Annotated in this window: 18 protein-coding genes; 9 read left to right on the top strand and 9 right to left on the bottom strand. The window is 72.6% G+C overall.

The genetic code is table 11. The features are described from left to right. Positions 1-74: 74 nt before the first annotated feature. Entirely contained in the window at positions 75-533 is a 459-nt protein-coding gene (locus tag AC067A_RS19065; RefSeq protein WP_479243625.1) for a DUF6326 family protein, read from the top strand. A gap of 271 nt (positions 534-804) precedes the next feature. Here the strand turns inward: AC067A_RS19065 and AC067A_RS19060 are convergent, their stop codons facing one another. After that, positions 805-1,770 carry a pirin family protein gene (locus AC067A_RS19060; RefSeq protein ID WP_479243624.1) on the bottom strand — a complete coding sequence of 322 codons (966 nt, stop codon included), beginning with the start codon at positions 1,768-1,770 and terminating at the stop codon, positions 805-807. 150 nt (positions 1,771-1,920) lie between these two features. Between AC067A_RS19060 and AC067A_RS19055 the strand changes: the two genes are divergently transcribed. The 3 genes from AC067A_RS19055 (at position 1,921) to AC067A_RS19045 (ending at position 3,706) form a co-directional block, all read left to right on the top strand. Continuing rightward, positions 1,921-2,265, top strand: a complete 345-nt coding sequence (locus tag AC067A_RS19055; protein ID WP_479243623.1) for a tetratricopeptide repeat protein — start codon at positions 1,921-1,923, stop codon at positions 2,263-2,265. Positions 2,266-2,413: 148 nt separating this feature from the next. Next, the gene (locus tag AC067A_RS19050; protein ID WP_479243622.1) at positions 2,414-2,935 is read left to right on the top strand and encodes a hypothetical protein; all 522 of its coding nucleotides are present in this window, start codon (positions 2,414-2,416) and stop codon (positions 2,933-2,935) included. A 93-nt stretch (positions 2,936-3,028) separates the two neighbouring features. After that, a complete protein-coding gene (locus tag AC067A_RS19045) occupies positions 3,029-3,706 on the top strand; it encodes a DUF305 domain-containing protein (RefSeq protein ID WP_479243621.1) in 678 nt (225 codons plus the stop codon). A 274-nt stretch (positions 3,707-3,980) separates the two neighbouring features. On the opposite strand, the gene AC067A_RS19040 is transcribed toward AC067A_RS19045, so the two are convergent. Then, positions 3,981-5,711: an amidohydrolase gene (locus AC067A_RS19040; protein ID WP_479243620.1), complete on the bottom strand. Its 1,731-nt coding sequence runs from the start codon at positions 5,709-5,711 to the stop codon at positions 3,981-3,983. Between the two features lie 179 nt (positions 5,712-5,890). Further along, positions 5,891-7,297, bottom strand: coding sequence for a purine-cytosine permease family protein (locus AC067A_RS19035; protein ID WP_479243619.1), 1,407 nt, complete (start codon positions 7,295-7,297; stop codon positions 5,891-5,893). A 160-nt stretch (positions 7,298-7,457) separates the two neighbouring features. Here AC067A_RS19035 and AC067A_RS19030 point away from each other — a divergent pair, with 160 nt between their 5' ends. Further along, the gene (locus tag AC067A_RS19030) at positions 7,458-8,102 is read left to right on the top strand and encodes a TetR/AcrR family transcriptional regulator (RefSeq protein WP_479243618.1); all 645 of its coding nucleotides are present in this window, start codon (positions 7,458-7,460) and stop codon (positions 8,100-8,102) included. 16 nt (positions 8,103-8,118) lie between these two features. Here AC067A_RS19030 and AC067A_RS19025 read toward each other — a convergent pair whose 3' ends face one another. Next, a complete protein-coding gene (locus tag AC067A_RS19025) occupies positions 8,119-9,570 on the bottom strand; it encodes a dihydrolipoyl dehydrogenase family protein (protein ID WP_479243617.1) in 1,452 nt (483 codons plus the stop codon). Positions 9,571-9,720: 150 nt separating this feature from the next. After that, positions 9,721-11,451 carry an alpha/beta hydrolase gene (locus tag AC067A_RS19020; RefSeq protein ID WP_479243616.1) on the bottom strand — a complete coding sequence of 577 codons (1,731 nt, stop codon included), beginning with the start codon at positions 11,449-11,451 and terminating at the stop codon, positions 9,721-9,723. A gap of 289 nt (positions 11,452-11,740) precedes the next feature. Between AC067A_RS19020 and trxA the strand changes: the two genes are divergently transcribed. Then, the gene (gene trxA / locus AC067A_RS19015) at positions 11,741-12,106 is read left to right on the top strand and encodes a thioredoxin (RefSeq protein ID WP_479243615.1); all 366 of its coding nucleotides are present in this window, start codon (positions 11,741-11,743) and stop codon (positions 12,104-12,106) included. A 148-nt stretch (positions 12,107-12,254) separates the two neighbouring features. On the opposite strand, the gene AC067A_RS19010 is transcribed toward trxA, so the two are convergent. The 3 genes from AC067A_RS19010 to AC067A_RS19000 form a co-directional block, all read right to left on the bottom strand. Then, on the bottom strand, positions 12,255-13,442 hold the full coding sequence (locus tag AC067A_RS19010) for a thiolase family protein (RefSeq protein WP_479243614.1): 1,188 nt from the start codon (positions 13,440-13,442) through the stop codon (positions 12,255-12,257). Between the two features lie 385 nt (positions 13,443-13,827). Then, a complete protein-coding gene (locus AC067A_RS19005; RefSeq protein WP_479243613.1) occupies positions 13,828-14,097 on the bottom strand; it encodes a hypothetical protein in 270 nt (89 codons plus the stop codon). Between the two features lie 278 nt (positions 14,098-14,375). Then, the gene (locus tag AC067A_RS19000; RefSeq protein WP_479243612.1) at positions 14,376-15,410 is read right to left on the bottom strand and encodes a LacI family DNA-binding transcriptional regulator; all 1,035 of its coding nucleotides are present in this window, start codon (positions 15,408-15,410) and stop codon (positions 14,376-14,378) included. A gap of 155 nt (positions 15,411-15,565) precedes the next feature. Here AC067A_RS19000 and AC067A_RS18995 point away from each other — a divergent pair, with 155 nt between their 5' ends. From AC067A_RS18995 to AC067A_RS18985, 3 genes are all read left to right on the top strand, one after another. Further along, positions 15,566-16,840: an MFS transporter gene (locus AC067A_RS18995; protein ID WP_479243611.1), complete on the top strand. Its 1,275-nt coding sequence runs from the start codon at positions 15,566-15,568 to the stop codon at positions 16,838-16,840. A gap of 121 nt (positions 16,841-16,961) precedes the next feature. Then, entirely contained in the window at positions 16,962-17,192 is a 231-nt protein-coding gene (locus AC067A_RS18990) for a hypothetical protein (protein ID WP_479243610.1), read from the top strand. Between the two features lie 84 nt (positions 17,193-17,276). After that, positions 17,277-18,698 (top strand): flotillin family protein, encoded by a 1,422-nt coding sequence (locus AC067A_RS18985; protein WP_479243609.1) that lies wholly within the window; start codon positions 17,277-17,279, stop codon positions 18,696-18,698. A 236-nt stretch (positions 18,699-18,934) separates the two neighbouring features. Here the strand turns inward: AC067A_RS18985 and AC067A_RS18980 are convergent, their stop codons facing one another. Further along, on the bottom strand, positions 18,935-19,105 hold the full coding sequence (locus tag AC067A_RS18980; RefSeq protein ID WP_479243608.1) for a hypothetical protein: 171 nt from the start codon (positions 19,103-19,105) through the stop codon (positions 18,935-18,937). Positions 19,106-19,136 lie beyond the last annotated feature (31 nt).

Raw genomic sequence — 19,136 nt, 5'->3', positions numbered from 1 at the left:
CCGGGCCGAGGCGCCCGCCGCCGGGCTCAGCGATCGTGGACCTACCGATCCTCACCGCGACAACGGAGCCCACGATGAGAACACGTCAACCCACCACCGCCGCACTGGAAGACCAGCGGATGCCGCTGAGAGCCAAGCTCGCCGCGGCGTGGACAGCCTTCATGTTCCTCTACGCCTACGTGGACATCCTCAACTTCTTCACGCCCGGCGTCATCGAAGACATCCTGGACGGCAAGGTCTTCGAGTTCGACCTCTCCCAGACCTTTTCGACCACGGCGCTGGCCCTCATGGCCATCCCGATCTTCATGGTCGTGCTGTCGACGACGCTGCCCGCCCGGGCGAACCGCATCACGAACCTCATCGTGGCCTCGCTCTACGTCCCCGTCACGGCGTTCAACGCGGTGGGCGCGTCCTGGCTGTACTTCTACGGCCTTGGCATCGCACTGGAATTGATCCTTCTCGCCCTCATCGTGCGGTACGCCTGGACCTGGCCCCGTACCGTCGGCGGCCACGGCGACCAGCCCGGACCGTGAGACCGTTCGCGCCCAGCCACGAGTGTCGAATCCCTGCCTGTAACGACAGCACCCGGAGCCGTGCGTTGATCATGTGCCAGAAAAGGTCGGCAAGAGGTCGGCATCGGTCCGAGTGGGCCCTGCCGTACGCATCTGAACCGGAGAATCCGCTCAACCCCTCCCGAGCCCAGCGGACCCCTGACCCGCGGCCGAAAGGACGACAGTCGATCAAGGGCTCCCGCACGGCGGCCACCAGTCGAGCGCGACCCGTCCTGTCACACGTTTCCCAAGGTCAGCGCACCCGCCCCCGTGCCTTCAGCTGCGTCGCGGGCACCTCCGGGGCGTCCAGGCGGTCGCCGTCGTAGCCCTTCACCTCGCCGAAGCGGTCGCCCGTCATCCAGTCCTCGCGGGCCTTGCGGATCTCCTCGTCGGTGCGGCCCACGAAGTTCCACCACATGACGAGTTCCTCTTCGAAGGGCTCGCCGCCGAGGAGCATGAGGGCGGAGTCGGAGGGGGCGCGGACGGGGAGGTCGGTACGGCCGCAGCCGAGGTAGAGCATGGAGCCGGGGAGGAGGGGGACCCCGTCGACGTGGGCTTCGCCGGACATGGAGAGGACGGCGTACTCGAAGTCGGGGTCGAGGGGGAGGCGGAGATCGGCGCCGGCGGCGAGGGTGAGGTCGGCGCCGACGAGGGGGGTGTACGTGGTGCCGGGCGAGGTGGCGCCGTCGAGGGTGCCGAGGATGACGGTGGCGGTGAGGCCGGGGGCGGTGACGTGGGGCAGCTCGGCGTGGTGCTGGAAGTGCGGCTCGACGTGGCGGTGGGCGTCGGGGAGGGCGACCCAGAGCTGGGCGCCGTGGAGGAAGCGGGCGTGCGGCCGGGGGCTCTCCTCCGAGTGGGAGATCGCCCGGCCCGAGGTCATCAGGCCCAGTTCGCGCGGGCGGATGGTCTGGAGGCTGCCGGTGGAGTCGCGGTGCAGGACCTCGCCCTCGTGGAGCCAGCTGACCGTCTGGAGGCCCATGTGCGGGTGCGGCGGGACCTGCATGCCCGGTTCCTCGGCGATGTCGTCGGGACCGTAGTGGTCGACGAAGGCCCAGGCGCCGACCATGCGCCGGCCGAGGTTGGGGAGCAGTCGGCGCACCTCCGTCGACTCGCCGAGCTGGACGCGGCGGGGGCTCAGCAGCTCCCGTACCGGCTCGGCGACGACGAAGCCGCGGCCGCCGCAGACGGTGGGCACGGCCTGACGTTCAAGGTTGCTCATGGCGCTCGACCTCTTCCTGTCCGGTCCGGGTCGCAGGGCGCTCCCGGGAGGCAAGGTCGATCATGGTGGAATGTTCAACCATCTTGCCGTGTTGACGTGACCGACCACCCCACAGGGTGGCAGATCCGGGACACGGGAAAGGGAAGACAAGTGAGCGAGTCGTACTACGAGTTCGGAACGGCCGGAGAGCGCTGGGACCGCGCCCGGCTGTTCTTCGAGGCGAAGGAGTACGGAACCGCCGTCCGCATCCTTCGCGGTCTCGTCGCCGAGCACCCGGAGCAGACGACCCAGCGGCTCCTGCTCGCTCGCGCCTACTACCACTCCGCCCAGCTCTCCAAGGCCGAGACCGAGCTGCGGGCCGTCCTCGACCGCGATCCGGTCGAGCACTACGCCCGGCTCATGCTCGGACGCACCCTGGAGCGCCAGGGACGCGCGGCCGAGGCGGCCCCTCACCTGCGCATGGCCGCCGCGATGTCGGGCGAGCTCCCGTCCTGACGCCACGGCGCCGGGTCCGCCATGGAGAGCCCGGGCCCGGTGACACCCGGATGCCGAGCCGTCCGGCGGGGCGCGTCCTCACACGGAAGTGATACCCCCAGACGGTATATTCGGCGGCCAGGAGGTCCTGGCTGTGCCTGTGCGACGCGTGGAACGCGACAGACGAGCAGGAGGTGCCCTGGGGCACCTCCTGCTCGTCGTCGTGCTCGCGCTCGGCGTGTTCCTGATGCACGCCGTCGGCCACCCGGCAGGCTCCGGCGGCGGTACGGACTCCACTTCCGCCGCCTCGCACGGCGCAGCCGTACACGCCCGTGCCGACCGGGCCGCCGCGACGCACGGAGCGGCCGCGGATGCCGCGCCCTCCACGGCATCGCACCCTTCAGGCGACTCCGGCGGCCCTGCCGGTCCGCACGCTTCCGACACCCGGCACGGCGCCGCCGGCCCGCACGGTTCCGACACCCGGCACGACTCCGGCACCGGGATGGACATGACCACCCTGTGCGTGGCCGTGCTCGGTGCCTGGCTCCTCGCCGAGCTCGTACGCGCCGCGCTCGGGCGCCGCCCCGACTGGCTCACCCTCCGGCTCGCACGGCTCACGCCCGTGCTGGGGCCGCACGCGCCGCCGCGTCGGCCCCCCGACCTCGCACGTCTGTCCGTCCTGCGGATCTAGGCCGTCTCGCCATCACGGGCGCTTCGCGCTGCCCGTGAACGTCTTCGGCATGCCCTGTTCCGTCCGTACGAACGACACACGAGGTATCACCCCATGCGTACCTTCACCCACCGCACCGCCAGGAAGTTCGCCCTCATCGGAGCCACCGCCACCGCCGGACTCCTCCTCTCCGCCTGCGGCACCGACGACACGACGAGCGGAATGGACCACGGGGACACGTCCGCCACCGCTTCCGCGTCCGCGTCCGCGCCGGGGATCACTGAGGCCGGCGCCCCCGGCGCCTTCAACGACGCGGACGTCATGTTCGCGCAGATGATGATCCCCCACCACGAGCAGGCCCTGGAGATGGCGAAGCTCGCCGACGGCCGGGCCGAGGACCCCGAGGTCAGGAAGCTGGTCACCGCCGTCCAGGGAGCCCAGGACCCCGAGATCACCAAGATGAAGAGCTGGCTCAAGGGATGGGGCAAGCCCGAGTCCGCCGGTCACGGGTCCGGCTCCGGGCACGGGTCCGGCTCCGGCTCCGGCTCCGGGCACGGCATGTCCGGAATGATGTCGGAGCAGGACATGAAGGACCTGGCCGCCGTCAAGGGCAAGTCCTTCGACCGCAAGTTCGCCGAGCTGATGATCGCCCACCACGAAGGCGCCGTCGCCATGGCCGAGGACGAGCGGAAGAACGGCCGCAACGCCTCCGCCAAGGCTCTTGCCGACGACGTCGTCCGGACCCAGTCGGAGGAGATCGCCGCACTGCGGAAGATCCTCGACCGGCTCTGACGCCATCGGTCCTCGGCGGGCTCTGATTCCGCCGACCCCTCGCGCGGCTCCGTCCCGACCGTGACGGTCCGCCCCGCGAGGGGCCACCCGTTGCGAAGGCGGTCCGTCCTGCTTCAGGACGGGCCGCCCCGGGACGTCGACCTGAGACCGACCACTCGGGCCGGCCCCCGGCGGGTCGCCCGCCCGCCGTGCCCGCTGCGGAGGCGGATACACCCGCGTGCCACCGCTGCCCAAGGGCCCAACGGCGCCGACCCCGCCGGAGAGACAGGAGCCGTCAGACTCCCTGGGGACGTCCGGCGGTGGGGTCTCCTCCCGTGACGGTGTCGCCGCCACCGACGACCACTTCGCCGCCCACGACGACGGTCTCGGCGACCGTGCCGGGGATGTCGTCGGGCGCGATGCGGAGGATGTCGCGGGAGAGGACGACGAAGTCGGCGAGTTTGCCCACGGTGAGCGAACCGCGTTCGTGGTCGAGGAAGTTGGCGTACGCGGAGCCCATCGTGTAGCCCTCGACGGCAGTGGCGACGTCGATGGTCTCACCGGCGGTCCAGGCCTCTCCGCCGCCGGGCGGGCGGCGGGTGACGGCGGCGTGGATGCCGATCATGGGGTCCATCTCGGCGACGTTCCAGTCGCTGGAGAGGGCGAGGACCGCGCCGGCGGTGTGCAGGCTGCGCAGCGGCCAGGCCTTGTGCCAGCGGTCGGGGCCGACGTTCTCGGCCCAGTCCTGGCCGGGTCCGGCGATGTCGGGGGCCGCGTGGCGGGGCTGCATACAGGCGACGACGCCGAGTTCGGCGAAGCGGGGGGTGTCGGCCGGGTCCAGGCACTCGACGTGCACGATCTGGTGGCGTGCGTCGCGCGGTCCGTTGGCGGCACGGGCGCGGTCGACGGCGTCGAGGACCGTGCGGATGCCCCGGTCGCCGGTGGCGTGCACGAAGCACTGGAAGCCGCGGGCGTCGAGGCGGGTGAGCAGCTCGGCGAACTCCTCGGGCGGGTAGAAGGTGTCGCCGCGGTGGTGGGAGCAGCCCGCGTACGGCTCCAGGAGGGCCGCGGTGCGGGGTTCCACGACGTCGTCGATGTACAGCTTGAGCGGGCCGACGCGCAGCCTGTCGTCGGCGAACCGGCGTGCGGCTTCCCGGAATTCGTCGAGGTCCCGCTCGGTGGTGCCGCGCGGGTGGAACAGTGCGGCGACGATCCTGGAGCGGAGGCGCCCCTCGGCGCGGGCCCGCTGGAAGAGGGCGAGGTCGTCGAGGGAGTTCTGGGGTTCGACGACGGTGGTGATGCCGTAGCGGATGGCGTCGTCCAGGCTCTTGGCGAGGCGGCCGTACTGCCGGTCCGGGGAGGCCCAGGGAAGGCCGAGTTCGCGCAGGGCGCGGTGGCCGTCGCGGGAGAGCCCCTTGACGGCGAAGTCCTTGACGAATCCGGTGGGTTCGCCGGTGGCGGGATCGGTCACGGCCCGTCCGAAGGGCAGGTCGGTGTGGTCGCGGTCGACGCCGAGTCGCCGCAGGGCGGCGGTGTTGAGCCAGGCGGTGTGGACGTCGTAGCTGAGGACGAGGGCGGGGGTGCCGCCGGTGGCGGGGTCGAGGTCGGCCGCGGTGGGCATGCGGCCGTCGGGGACGGCGGAGTAGTCGAAGGCCTCGGCCTCGATCCACTCGGCGTCGGGGTGGGCGGCGTGCCAGGTTCGGATGCGTTCGTGGACGGCGTCGAGGGTGCGGGCGCCGGCGAGTTGGACGCAGGCGTCGTCGGAACCGAGGCGGACGTGGTTGTGGGCGTCGACGAAGCCGGGCAGGACGAGCCGTCCGCGGGCGTCGATGACCTCCGTCCCGGGGCCGGTCCAGGCTTTCGCCTCGGCGTCGCAGCCGATCCAGGCGATGCGGCCGTCGCGGACCGCGAGCGCCTGGGCTTCGGGGAGCGCCGGGTCCACGGTGTGGATGCGGGCCCCGAGGAGGACGAGGTCGGCGGGGGTGGAGATGAAGGTGGAGGTGGAGGTGGGGGTGACGCTGTTCATGCGGGGTGGCTCCGTGGCGTACGTACGGGAAGGGCGGCGGTGTGCGGGGGTTCGGCCCTCAGGGGCGGTGGGGGGCGGCGACGCGCGGGGCGACCGGGCCGCCCGGGGGTGAATCGGGCGACGGCGCGCGGAGCGACCGGCCCGCTCAGGGGTGAATCGGGCGACGGGGGGCGGGCCGCTCAGGGGTGGATCGGGGTGACGCGCCCGCGGGCGAGGAACACGTACACCAGGGCGGAGACGGCCGCGCCGAGGACGGTGAGGTCCGCGCCGCCGAGCGGGGCGACGAGGGGGCCGGTCCAGAGCTCGGAGTCGCAGGTGAGCGCGGAGAAGAGCAGGCCCGCGAGGAGTGCGGTCAGACCGGCCGGGTGCCAGCCCGAGCGGTACCAGTAGGCCCCGCCCGCTCCCGTGTGCAGGCCGGCGGAGTCGTAGGTGCAGCGGCGCAGGACCATGTCGGCGAGGAAGACCCCGCCCCAGGGGGCGAAGACGATGATGAGGAGGGAGAGGAAGGAGAGGAGCGAGGTGGTGAAGTCGGTGAGGAAGAGGGCGCCGAGGGAACCCACGGCGGTGACGGCGGCGCTGATGACGATGGCGCGGGCCCGGCTCCAGGGGATGCCGAGGACCTGGAGGTTCAGGCTCGACGAGTAGAGCGTGATGATCGAGTTGGTGACGGAGCCGCCGAGGACCAGGGCGAGGAAGAGGGGCTGGAACCAGCCGGGCAGGAGGCTTTCGGTGCCCGCGACGGCGTCGGTCATGTCGGCCTGGGTGGCGGCGGCCACTCCGGCGACGCCGAGGGCGACGGAGGAGAGGAAGCCGCCCAGGGCGCCGCTCCAGGTGACGGCCCTGAGGGAGGTCGTGCGGGGCAGGTAGCGGGTGTAGTCGGCGGGCATGGGGAGGTACGAGAAGGGGCCGGCGAGCATGACGACGAAGGCGAGGCTCCAGCCGGAGGCGCCGGGTGCGGCCGCGGGGGCGGAGGTGTCGGTGCCGGGCAGGACGAGGACGAGCAGGGCGGCGAAGCCGACGGCGAGGACGTAGGCCATCCACCGTTCGGCGAACTGGACGGTGGCGTGGCCCCAGAGGGCGACGGCGAAGGTCAGCGCGAGGGTGACGGCGAGGGCGAGGGCGCGGGGGGCGTGCCCGCCGTGCCAGCCGAGGTCGGCGAAGAAGGCTTCGAGGGCGAGGGTGCCGACCACCGTGTTGACGATGGTGTAGCCGATGCTGACGATCCAGTTGAGCAGCCCCGCGGGCCAGTTCCCCCGGATGCCGAAGGCGGCGCGGGAGATGACGAGGGTGGCGGTGCCGGTGCGCACGCCGCTGAGGCCGGCCGCGCCGATGGCGAGGAAGGCCAGACCGCCGAGCACGACGACGGCGGTGGCCTGCCAGAAGGACAGGCCGAAGGCGACGGCGAGGGCGCCGTTGATGACGTACGTGAAGGTGAGGTTCGAGCCGAACCACAGCCAGAAGACGTCCTTGGCGCCCCCGTGCCGCTCCGCGTCGGGGATGGGGTCGATGCCGTGCTCCTCGACCTGGAAGACCTCGTCGGTCGCCGGCCGGCCCGTGCTCACGGGCTCCGTCTCGTGTCCGAGCACATCGCGCTCCTGTCTTGAATGCCGTTCTAAGTCTTAGAACGGCATTCAAGATGTGCGATGGGTTCGGGCCACGTCAAGACCCCCGGAGGTTGCGGTTAAGGTCGATCTCGCGGGCACAGGACGCAGAGGCACACGGAACGGCAGGACGGGGACGGCTGCGGTGGCAGGGTCGGCACGACGACGGGACGGACACGTCACCCAGGAGCGGATGCTCGAGGAGGCCATGACGGCGATCGCCGAGGACGGCCTCGCCTCGCTCACCATGTCCGCGCTCGCGGAGCGGCTCGGCACGAGCGGCGGCCACATCCTGTACTACTTCGGCAGCAAGGACCTGCTGCTGCTCGCCGCGCTCCGCTGGAGCGAGGCCGCGCTCGCCGAGGAGCGGCGCGCCCTCCTCGCCCGCCGGACCACCGCCGAGCGCAAGCTCGACCTCTTCCTGCGGCTCTACCTGCCGCGCGGCACCCGCGACCCGCGCTGGACGCTGTGGATCGAGCTGTGGGCCCGCACCCCCGGCAACAGCGCGCTCCGCGAGGCCCAGGACGAACTGGACCGGGGCTGGCAGGAGGACCTGGAGGCCCTGCTGACGGCGGGCGTCGCACGCCGTCGCTTCGCCCCCCTGGACGCGGCCGCCCGCGCCTCCGAACTCCTGGCCCTGCTCGACGGGTTGAGCACCCGCGTCGTCCTGGGCCAGGAGTCCCGGCGCGACCCGCGCCCCGCCCTCGACGTCGCCCGCTCGGCGGCGCGGCTCCTCATCACGCCGTACGCGGCGGAGGACGCCGACACGGCGATGCCGGAAGGGAAGTGACGGAAGGTCAGGCGGGTCAGCCCCGGTAGGCCTCGAGGAGGCGCAGCCAGGCCTCGCTCAGCGTGGGGTAGGACGGTACGGCGTGCCAGAGGCGGGCGATGGGAACCTCGCCGGTGATCGCGATCGTCGCCGAGTGGAGCAGCTCTCCGATGCCAGGGCCGACGAAGGTCGCGCCGAGGAGCACCTCGCGGTCGAGGTCGACGACGATCCGGGCGTGCCCCCGGTAGCCCTGGGCGTACAGACCCGCCCCGGCGACCTGCCGCATGTCGAGGTCGACGGCGCGGACCCGGTACCCCGCGTGCTCCGCCTCGGCCAGACCGAGGCCGACGGCGGCCGCCTCGGGGTCGCTGAACACGACCTGGGGGACGGCGGCGTGGTCGGCGGTGGCGGCGTGAGCGCCCCAGCGTCCGGTGTCCAGGGCCGGGTCTCCCTGCGCGCGGGCGGCGATCGCGGCTCCGGCGATACGGGCCTGGTACTTGCCCTGATGGGTCAGGAGCGCCCGGTGGTTCACGTCCCCAACGGCGTACAGCCAGTCGCTGCCGGTGACCCGCAGGCTGTCGTCCACGTCGAGCCAGGACCCCGGGGTGAGGCCGACCGTCTCCAGACCGATGTCGTCGGTGCGCGGGGCCCGGCCGGTCGCGAACAGCACCTCGTCACCCTCGACGTGGTCGCCTCCCTCCAGGACCACGGTGACCGGGCCGGTGCCCCCGTCGCGCACCACCGCCGTGACGTCGACGCCGGTACGGACGTCCGCGCCGCGCGCCGCGAGAGCCGCGGCCACGTGCTCGCCGACGAACGGCTCCATGCGCGGCAGCAGGCCGCCGCCGCGCACGAGCAGGGTCACCTTCGCGCCGAGGGCCTGCCAGGCGGTGGCCATCTCCACGCCGACCACTCCCCCGCCGACCACGATCAGCCGCTCGGGCACCCGGTCGGAACCGGTGGCCTCGCGGCTGGTCCACGGGTGCGCGGCGGGCAGCCCCGGCAGCGCCGGGAGGACGGCGCGGGTCCCGGTGCAGACGGCCACCGCGTGCCGCGCGGTCAGCAGGTGGCGTTCCCCCTCCGGACCGGCGACCTCCACCCGGCGCGGTCCGGCGAACCGGCCGTGGCCGCGGAAGACCCGGACGTCGATGGAGTCCAGCCAGTCCACCTGACCGTCGTCCTTCCAGTGACCGACGACGGAGTCACGATGGGCGAGGACCTCCATCGCGTCCAGCGGGCCGTAGACCGACTCGCGCAGCCCCGCCACCTTGCGGGCGTCGGAGCGGGCGAGCGCGGGACGCAGCAGGGCCTTGCTGGGCATGCAGGCCCAGTACGAGCACTCGCCGCCGATCAGCTCGCTCTCGACGATCGCGGCGCTCAGCCCGGCCGCCCTCACCCGGTCCACCACGTTCTCGCCCACCGGACCCGCGCCCAGGACCACCACGTCGTACGCGTGCTCGACTTCCACCGCATCCACCGTTCGTGTCATGGGTCCCAGTCTGCTGGCAGCGGTCCGGAATGGCGCGGCTCGATACGCCGTCGCACCGGGCGAGTCGCGGCCCAGCCGTCGGCGCTCCGTCGGTGCCCCGCCGGTGACGACACCGGCGGGGCACCGACGGCGTGAGGTCGCGCCGTGCCCTCAGAAGCGGACCTTCCCGCCCGGCAGAAGCGGCGGCTTCGACAGCGGCAGCCGCGGCGAGTGCCCGTCGGCCGGCGTCCGGCACACCGTGTCCGCGGCCGGCAGCCTGCCCGTGGTCAGGTACGCCGTGGCGGTCGCGTCGGCGCAGGACTTCGTCCCGTAGACGCCGTGCCCCTGCCCGCCCAGGACCGTCACCATCCGGGCCCCCTTCATCGCCCGGCGCAGTCCCTGGCCGCTGACCAGTGGTGTCTGGGAGTCCCATTCGTTCTGCAGGACGAGGGCGCCCACGGAGTTGTTCACCCGGGTGGCGGGCTCGGAGCCTTCGCCCCAGAACGCGCAGGGCTTGATGTGCGACGCGAAGTCCCCGTACAGCGGGTACCTGGCCTTGTCTCGGATCGCGTCCCGGCGGTACTTCTCCGGGTCCCGGGGCCAGGCGCGGGTGTCCGCGCACACCACGGACCAGAACGCCGCGTCCATGTTGTCCGCCGGGACGCCCCCGGCGGAGGCCCCGGTCGCGATGCCGGTGCCCTTGCCGGTGCCGGTGCCGATGCCCGGGCCCGCCGGGGCGAACGACGGGGGCACGGGAGCGGGTGGCGTGACGCGCCCGGAGGACGAGGGGGTACGGCCGGCGGCGGCTTCCCTGAGGCGGGCGACCGTCTCCGCCGCGTACGCCACGTCGAAGAACATGGGCCGGCCGGCCCTGATGTCGTCGCCCGTGAGGGCGGTGCCGTCGAGCACGATCGGCTCTCGGTCGGCCCGGGCGACCAGCGCCCAGAACGCCGCGCGCACCTCGGCCGGGGTGCGGCCGAGCGCGTACGTCTCGTCGCGGGCGGCAGTCCAGTTCGCCCACCGAGTGAACGCCGGTTCCGCGCCCTCGGCCCATACCTGGATCATGCCGCGCCAGATCCGCTCCGGGTCCACCGCGCTGTCCAGCACGAAACGGTCGGTTCGCCGGGGGAACATCTGCGTGTAGACGGCGCCCAGGTACGTGCCGTAGGAGTACCCGAGGTACGAGAGCTTCTTCTCGCCGAGCACGGCGCGGATCACGTCCATGTCCCGTGCGGTGTTGCGGGTGGTGAGGTGGGGCAGTACGGCGCCGTTGGCCGCCCGGCACTTGGCCGCCACGGTCTCGGCCCACCGGACGTCCCTGTCGAACGTCGCCGCCTTGTAGGGGCGTTGCCAGTTCAGCTCGTCGCCGTTCAGGCCGCAACTCACCGGGGCGCTCCGGCCCACGCCCCTCGGGTCGAAGCCGACGAGGTCGTACCGCTTCTTCACCTCGTCCGGCAGCTCCGGCGCCATCCACACCGGCATGTCCAGGCCCGATCCACCCGGCCCGCCGGGATTCAGCAGCAGCGCACCGCGCCGGTGCTGGGCGCTGGTCGCCCTCGTCCGGGACACCGCGACGTCGAGCGTCCGGCCGCCGGGGCGGGAGTAGTCGAGCGGCACCTTGATCGTCGCGCACTCGAGGTCGGCCGGGGTCTCGGCGCCGCAGGGGCTCCAGCGCGGCTTCTGCCGTGCGTACCGCTCCAGCGCGTCGACCGTGGTGGAGACACCGGCGGGGGTGACGGTGGCGGTGGCGGTGGCGGTGACGGCAGTGACGGCGGTGGTGACGGCGGCGGTGGCAGAGGTCCCGGTTCGGGGGCCGGCCGCTGCCGCCGCGGGGGTGAGAGCCGGAAGGAGCGTCGCTAAGGCGCCGATGGCCACGACGGGTGCTGTTCGCATGCTTCGCACAGTCAGTCAGGTCCTCGCGAAAGGGGAAGGATTGGTCTCAACCACCTTTGCTCAAAGAACAGTTCGTCGAATCCTCCCGCAGAGGGGCGCCGTCTCCGACCGCAGGATGACCATCGCCCCGACCCCGCGTGCCACCGCCCCGGGCCTCCCGCGTCGCCGGTCGGGGCGAACCGGGCGAAACGGCCGCGCGACGGTCCGGAATAGCTCGGCTCGATCCGCCGTTGTGTCGGTCGAGTCCCCAGGGGACCGTGAGGACACCGCCAGGAGACCCCGAAAGGTAGGCAGCAGCATGAGCACCGTAGAGCTCACCAAGGACAACTTCGACGAGGTCGTGAGCGGCAACGAATTCGTCCTGATCGACTTCTGGGCTTCCTGGTGCGGTCCCTGCCGTCAGTTCGCTCCCGTCTTCGAGGCCGCCTCCGAACGCCACGAGGACCTGGTCTTCGCGAAGGTCGACACCGAGGCCCAGCAGGAGCTGGCCGCCGCGTTCGAGATCCGCTCGATCCCGACGCTGATGATCGTCCGCGACAACGTGGCCGTGTTCGCACAGCCCGGCGCGCTGCCGGAGGCGGCCCTGGAGGACGTCATCGGTCAGGCCCGGCAGCTGGACATGGACGAGGTGCGCAAGTCCATCGAGAGCGCCCTGGAGAAGTGACCCACCGCGAGGGGGGTACGGGAGCCGATCCCGTACCCCCCTCGCGTCGTACCCGGACTCGTCATATCCGGGCTCCTCGTACCCGGGCTCCTCGTCCCCGGACTCCTCGTCCCCGGACTCCTCGTCCCCGGACGCGTCGTACCCGGAGTCAGCGTTCCAGGACCAGGGCGAGGCCCTGGCCGACGCCGATGCAGAGGGCGGCGAGGCCGGTGCCCGAGCCCGCCGCCGCGAGCTGGTGGGCGACCGAGCCGGCGAGGCGGGCGCCGGAAGCGCCGAGCGGGTGGCCTATGGCGATGGCGCCGCCGCGCGGGTTCACGATCTCGGGGTCGAGTTCCGGCCACTCGGCGAGGCAGCCGAGCGCCTGGGCGGCGAAGGCCTCGTTGAGCTCGAAGGTGCGCAGGTCGGCGAAGGAGCGGCCGGACTTCTCCAGCGCGCGCCTGACCGCCGCGACCGGACCGAGGCCGAAGAGCTGGGGCTCGATGCCGGTGACCGCCGACGTGCGGATGCGGGCGAGCGGCTCGCGGCCCGTCTCGCGCAGCCCCTCCTCGTCGACGAGGAGCAGGGCGGCGGCTCCGTCGTTGAGCGGCGAGGAGTTGCCCGGCGTGACGGTGCCGCCCTCGGGGCGGAAGGCGGGCCTGAGCTTGGCGAGCGCCTCCATGGAGGTGCTGTCGCGGATGCACTCGTCACGGACCAGGTCCACCCCCGGGTAGGGGACCACCTCGTCGTCGTACAGGCCCTTGGCCCAGGCCTCGGCGGCCTTGCGGTGGCTCGCCAGGGCGAAGGCGTCCTGCTGCTCGCGGGTGAGGCCGTGCCGGTCCGCGACGAGCTCCGCGCCCTCCCCGAGCGCCACCGTCCACTCGGCGGGCATCCTCGGGTTGGTCATGCGCCACCCGAGGGTCGTCGAGTGGAGCTGCTGGTGACCGGCGGGGAAGGCCCGCTCGGGCTTCTGCAGCACCCAGGGCGCGCGGGTCATCGACTCGACACCACCGGCGATCGCCACCGAGGCGTCGCCGACCGCGATCGCGCGGGCCGCCTGGATCACGGCCTCCAGGCCGGAACCGCAGAGGCGGTTGACCGTGACGCCGGGGACCGAGACGGGCAGCCCGGCGAGCAGGACCGCCATCCGCGCCACGTCGCGGTTGTCCTCGCCGGCGCCGTTGGCGTCACCGAAGTACACGTCGTCGACGCGTGCCGGGTCGAGCGCGGGCGAGCGGTCGACAAGGGCCTTCACCACATGCGCGGCGAGGTCGTCGGGACGCACCTGGGCGAGGGCACCTCCGAACTTCCCGATCGGGGTGCGGACGGCGTCGACGATGTAGACGTCGCGGATGCTCATCGGTTCTCTCCCACGTGACCTTCGTGACCTTCGGAACGACTCTGTTCGCCTGGTGAAAAAATCTTCGCCGGCGTGCGCGCGCAGAGTCTGCGTCGGCCGGCCCGTCGTGTCAACGGGCCGATTAGGACGCCCAGGGCGGCAAGGCCGCGCGTCGGTCGCGGTGCCCGGCACGGGTGGGCCGCACGGCGGTCGCGGTGCCCAGGGCGGCAAGGCCGCGCGTCGGTGGCAGCGCTCGGCACGGGCGGGCCGCACGTCAGACGCGTACGCGGACCAGCAGCCCATGGCGGTCGCGGTACGCGGCACGGGCGAGCCGCACGGCTCTCACGGCCGGCGGAACAGGAAGCCCGCACGTCGACCACCGCCGACCGGACAGCGAGGCCCCGCGTCAGCCGCGTTCGGTCGTGCGGACCAGGGCTGTCAGGCCGTAGTCGAGCTCGCGCCCGTCGACGAGGATCGCCTCGACCGTGCGCGTCTCGGGGTCGATGTCCGCCCTGACCCCGTGCCCCTCGTAGATCGGGTACCCCGTCTCGCCGTGCCGTCCGGTGGCCTCGACCACGGCCGAGCGGACGGCACTGTCGGTCACCGAGGCGCCGCCCCGGTCCTCCACGTGCTCGGCCACCAGCAGGATCTCGAAACGCTTCGGAACTGTGCTCATGCACCGACGCTAAGCGCTCGACGGGACTCCCGCCGGACGACCCGGGCGGCCGGGTACGGCTCCGGCCGCACCGCGCGGGGCTCAGCCGCGCCGCGGCAGCACGACCAAGGCGCCTCAGCAGGGCACCGACCGCGCGGCCCGGCGGTCGTGCCGGCTCGGGCCGCGTGGTGCGGGGCGGCTCGGCCACACCGCCCGGGGCACGTGGCCGGGGGCGGTCCAGCCGGGAATCGGACCGCGTGGTGCGGGCCGGCCGGCATCGGTCCGCGTATCCGGGCGGTTCAGCTGGACTCTCTCCGTACGACGCGGGAGTCGAGGAGGGAGCGGGAGAGGGACGCGGTGTCGGGTTCGCGTACGGCTCGGTCGACGAGTTCGGCGAGCTCGCGGCCGAGCACCATGTCGATCCGCACGGTGCTGAGCCGGGGCCGCAGCAGGCGGCCGAGGAGGAGGTCGTCGGCGCCGATGACGGCGGTCTCCCCGGGGACTGAGATCCCCTCGTCCTGGAGCGCGCGCATCAGGAGCATCGCGTACTCGTCGTTGTAGGCGAAGACGCCGTCGAGACCCTCGCCGCGCCACCGTGCGGCGAGCGCCCGCGCCGACTCCTCGTCGTACCGCAGCGGGAGGGGGACGACGGTGGCGCCGGCGCCCTCGGCCGCGCGGCGCGCCCCTTCGAGGCGGGGCCCGGAGAACATGTCGAGGCCGGGTTCCTCGGGGATGACGACGCCGATGCGGCGGCGGCCGGTCTCGACGAGGTGGGCGGTGGCGATCTCGCCGACCCGTCCCTGTTCCATGACGAGGGCGTGGGTGCCCGCCACGTTCTGGGTGCCGAGGGTGATCACGGCCCGGGCGCCGGACCGCTTGAGGATCTCGACGCCCTGCGCGGTGAGCTCGGCCTCGCCGAGCGACACCACGGCGACCGGCCGCAGCTCGGCCCAGGCGCGGGCGGCCTCCTCGGCCTTCATGCCGACGCTGCCGTACTGGACCACCGTGTAGTCCAGGCGCCGCAGGGCCCACTGGAAGTCGTTGAAGAACTGGCTGTACAGCGGCCCGACCGGGACGTGCGCGGTCGGCAGGAGCACCATCCGGCTGTGGCCGGCGCGCAGGCTGCGGGCGGCGGCGTGCGGGACGTACCCGAGTTCCTCGGCCGCTTCCCGGACCCGGCGGCGGGTGGGTTCGCTGATGCGGACGGCCGACGTGTTGTTCAGGACGTACGAGACGGTGGCCCGGGAGACGCCCGCGAGGCGCGCGACGTCGGCGCTCGTCGGGACCGCGCGCCCGGCGGGGCGTTCGGAGGGCTGTTCGGTTGACTGACTCATCGCCTCGGCATCTTTCCAGAACAATCCGGCACAGGGTCTGGCGGATGGCCGGAATTGAATGCTACACAGTGCTCACACGTGTCACTGACACGTGTAACTAGACCGTTCCATCCGCCCCTCGCCCCCTCATCGGGCGATCTCCCCAGGAGGGCACCGTGGCCCTTTCCTCCTCCGGCACCGGCTCCGGCACCGCTACCCCCGGCCCCGCCACCGGAACGGCGAACCCCACTGCCGCCGCCCGGCCGACGCGCGGCCTGCTGCCCCTGCTCCTCGCCGGGAACACCGCGATGTACGCCCTGTACATCGGCGTCCCCGGCATGCTTCTCGCCCTCCAGATCGAGTCGATCGACCCGGCGGACAAGGTGGCGAACTTCGGCCTCGTCTCCGGCATATCCGCGATCTTCGCGACCGTCTTCAATCCGGTCGCGGGCGCCCTGTCGGACCGCTCCGGACGGCGCAACCCGTGGATCCTGGCCGGCGGACTCCTGGCCCTCCCGGTGATGCTGCTGCTCGGCAGCGTCCACACGATCCTGCTGGTCACCATCGCCTGGTGCCTGGGACAGGCCGTCATGAACATCTACCAGGCGGCCATCACCTCCGTGGTGCCCGACCGGGTGCCCGTCGCCTCGCGCGGCAAGGCGTCGGCGGCCGTGGGACTCGGACTGCCCATCGGCTCGACGATCGGCGCCCTCGTCGGCGCGGCCTTCTCCGAGGACTACCGCACCGGATACCTGGTCTTCGGCGCCATCGTCGCGGCCACCGCCGTGCTCTTCACGACCTGTGCCCGCGAGGAGCGCATGCCCCCGAAGGCGGCGCTTCCCGTCAAGGAACAGCTCACGGCCTTCGGCAGCGCGCTCAAGGACCACGACTTCCGCTGGGCGTTCATCGGCCGCGCCCTCCTCGTCCTCGGGTACTTCGCGGTGGCCGGATTCCAGTTGTACATCCTCAAGGACCACACCCAGCTGCCCGCCGGGCTCAGCCCCGAGGAGGCGGTGGCGATCCTGATGCCGCTCAACTCGGTGGCCATGGTGGTCTCCACGGTGCTCGGCGGCTGGCTGTCGGACCGCTTCGACCGGCGCAAGCTGTTCGTCGGCGCGTCCGCCGCGCTGGCCGCCGTCGCCCTCCTCATCCCGGCCGCCTCCACCAGCTGGACGGCGATGCTCGCCTTCTCCGTCGTCAACGGCCTCGGCTTCGGCTGCTACATGGCGGTCGACACCGCCCTGGTCACGATGGTGCTGCCGAAGGCGGAGGACGCGGCCCGCGACATGGGCGTCCTCAACGTCGCCAACGCCGGCCCGCAGATCGTCGCCCCGTTCGTGGCCTCGCTGGTCGTCTCGCTCAGCGGCGGATACACGGCGCTCTTCCTCGTCGCGACCGTCCTGGCGGTACTCGGCGCCCTCGCCGTACGCCCCATCCGCAGCGTCCGCTGACCGCTCGGCGCCACGGGCGGTGGCCGGATCGGAGCGCACAGCACCCCGGACGGCCTCGACGGGACGCGTTCGGAGCGTTCATGTCCACGCCGACCGGCGGGTTCTGACGTACCGTTCGGTCATGGACGAAGCGTCGATGGACTCCGCGATGGTGGGACTGCTCGGCCGGGTGACCGGCACCGTCGGCCCCGGCCTCGTCGGCGAGGTGATCGTCCGGATCCGGGGCGGCGCCGAGCACTTCCTCGCCCACCCGGCGACGCCGAAGGAACGGATCGAGGTCGGAACGGTGGTGATGGTCATGGAACATCTACCTCCGCGCACCGTCTATGTCACAGCCGCGTACGACAGTTGACCGAACCGTTGAGTGCGCGCCCACCCCGGGCGCACACTCCCTTCACCGGGTCCGCTCGGCCCCGGTGAAGGGGGAACCTTGCCCATGGGCATCGGCATTCTGGCAGGCGTCATCGGTGGCGCCGTCCTCGCCGTCATCACCGTCTTCAAGATGATGTGGCGCGTCGCGGAACCCAACGAGGCGCTGATCATCTCCGGTTCCAACCACAAGAACGAGGGTCTCGGCGCGGGCATGGGCTTCCGCATCGTCACCGGTCGCGGCACCCTCGTGCTCCCCGGCGTCCAAGCGGTCCGCAAGCTGTCGCTCGACCTCAACGAGACGCAGCTGTCCGTCGAGTGCGTCACCCACCAGGGCATTCCGCTCAAGGTCCGCGGCGTGGTGATCTTCAAGGTCGGCGACGACTTCGTGTCGATCGCCAACGCCGCCCGCCGCTTCCTCGACCAGCAGAAACTCATGTCGGAGCGGGTGCACATCGTCTTCGCCGGCCACCTCCGCGCCATCGTCGGCGGGTTGACCGTGGAGGACATGATCCGTGACCGGGAGAAGCTGACCGGACAGGCCCGTTCGGCCTGTGGCACGGAGATGGAGAAGCTCGGCCTGATCGTCGACTCGCTGCAGATCCACGAGATCGAGGACCCCACCGGGTACATCAAGAACCTCGCCGCCCCGCACGCCGCCGCCGTCCAGCGGGACGCCCGGATCGCGCAGGCCGAGGCCAACCGACGGGCGACCGAGGCCGAACAGCAGGCCGCGGCCCGCATGTCCGAGGCCACCCGCGACAGCGAGATCCTCCAAGCGGGCTACCAGGCCGAACGCGACCAGGCCTCCGCCCGCGCCCAGCAGGCCGGCCCGCTGGCCGAGGCGGCCTCCCGCCAGGAGGTCGTCGTCCAGGAGACCCGCGTCGCCGAGCTGGAAGGGCACCGCAAGGAACAGCAACTCCAGGCCGAGGTCCGCAAGCCCGCCGACGCCATGGCCTACGAGACCCGGACGCTCGCCGCGGCCGAACGCGACGCCCGCATCTCCGCGGCCGAGGCCGAGGCCAAGGAGACCGAACTCGCCAGCGCCGCCAGGGCCACCGCGACGCGGCTCACCGGTGAGGCGGAGGCGGCCGCCCAGCACGCCAAGGGTCTCGCCGTCGCCGAGGCCACCCGCGCGAAGGGTCTCGCCGAAGCCGAGGCGATCAAGGCACGTGCCGCGGCCCTCGCCGAGAACCAGGAGGCCGTCGTCGCCCAGCAACTCGCCGAGAAGTGGCCCGAGATCGTCTCCGCTGGCGCCTCCGCCTTCGGCAACGTCGACCAGATGGTCCTCCTCAACGGCGCCGACGGCATGGCCGACGTCTTCGCCAAGGCCCTCACCATGGGCGGCACCGGCCTCGGCCTCGCCCGCCAACTCCTCGCCACCATGAACCCCGCCGCCCAGGACACCCTCGGCCCGACGAACATCCCGGCCCAACCGGCCACGCGGCCGGCCGAAAGCGTACAGATCACCGTCGGCGACGACACGTAGTCGCCCAGCCCCCTGGCGTGACGACCAGCCCGGTCGGCTCCCGAGCCGACCGGTCCCTCACCGCCGGCCCGACCCCGGCGCCTCACCGGCGCCCGGTCCCGGAGTGACCGACGGGGCCCGACGCCTCGGCAGCACCCGGTCACGGAACGACGGACGGGGCCCGACGCCTTGGCGGCGCCGGGCCCCGTTCTCGTACCCCCGTCGGCTCCCCTTGCCCCGCTCACCAGCCCCCGGCCTCAGTTGTGGCCGAACTTCCGTTCCTTGCGGTGCGACGCGTGCTCCACGAGGGGCATCGAGGTCTCTCTCGCCGGCATCGCCGTCGTCTTCTCCTGGGGAGCCGCTTCTGTGCGGTGCTCGTGGCCGCCGGTACGGGCTCCCCGGTTCGTCCGGGTCTGTTTCTTGCCCACGATCGTGCCTCCCGTGAGGGGTCTCGGACTG

Source organism: Streptomyces sp. NPDC043176 (assembly GCF_056436715.1).
Note: the sequence above shows the minus strand (reverse complement) of the source record. Positions and strands in the feature narration are given on the sequence as shown.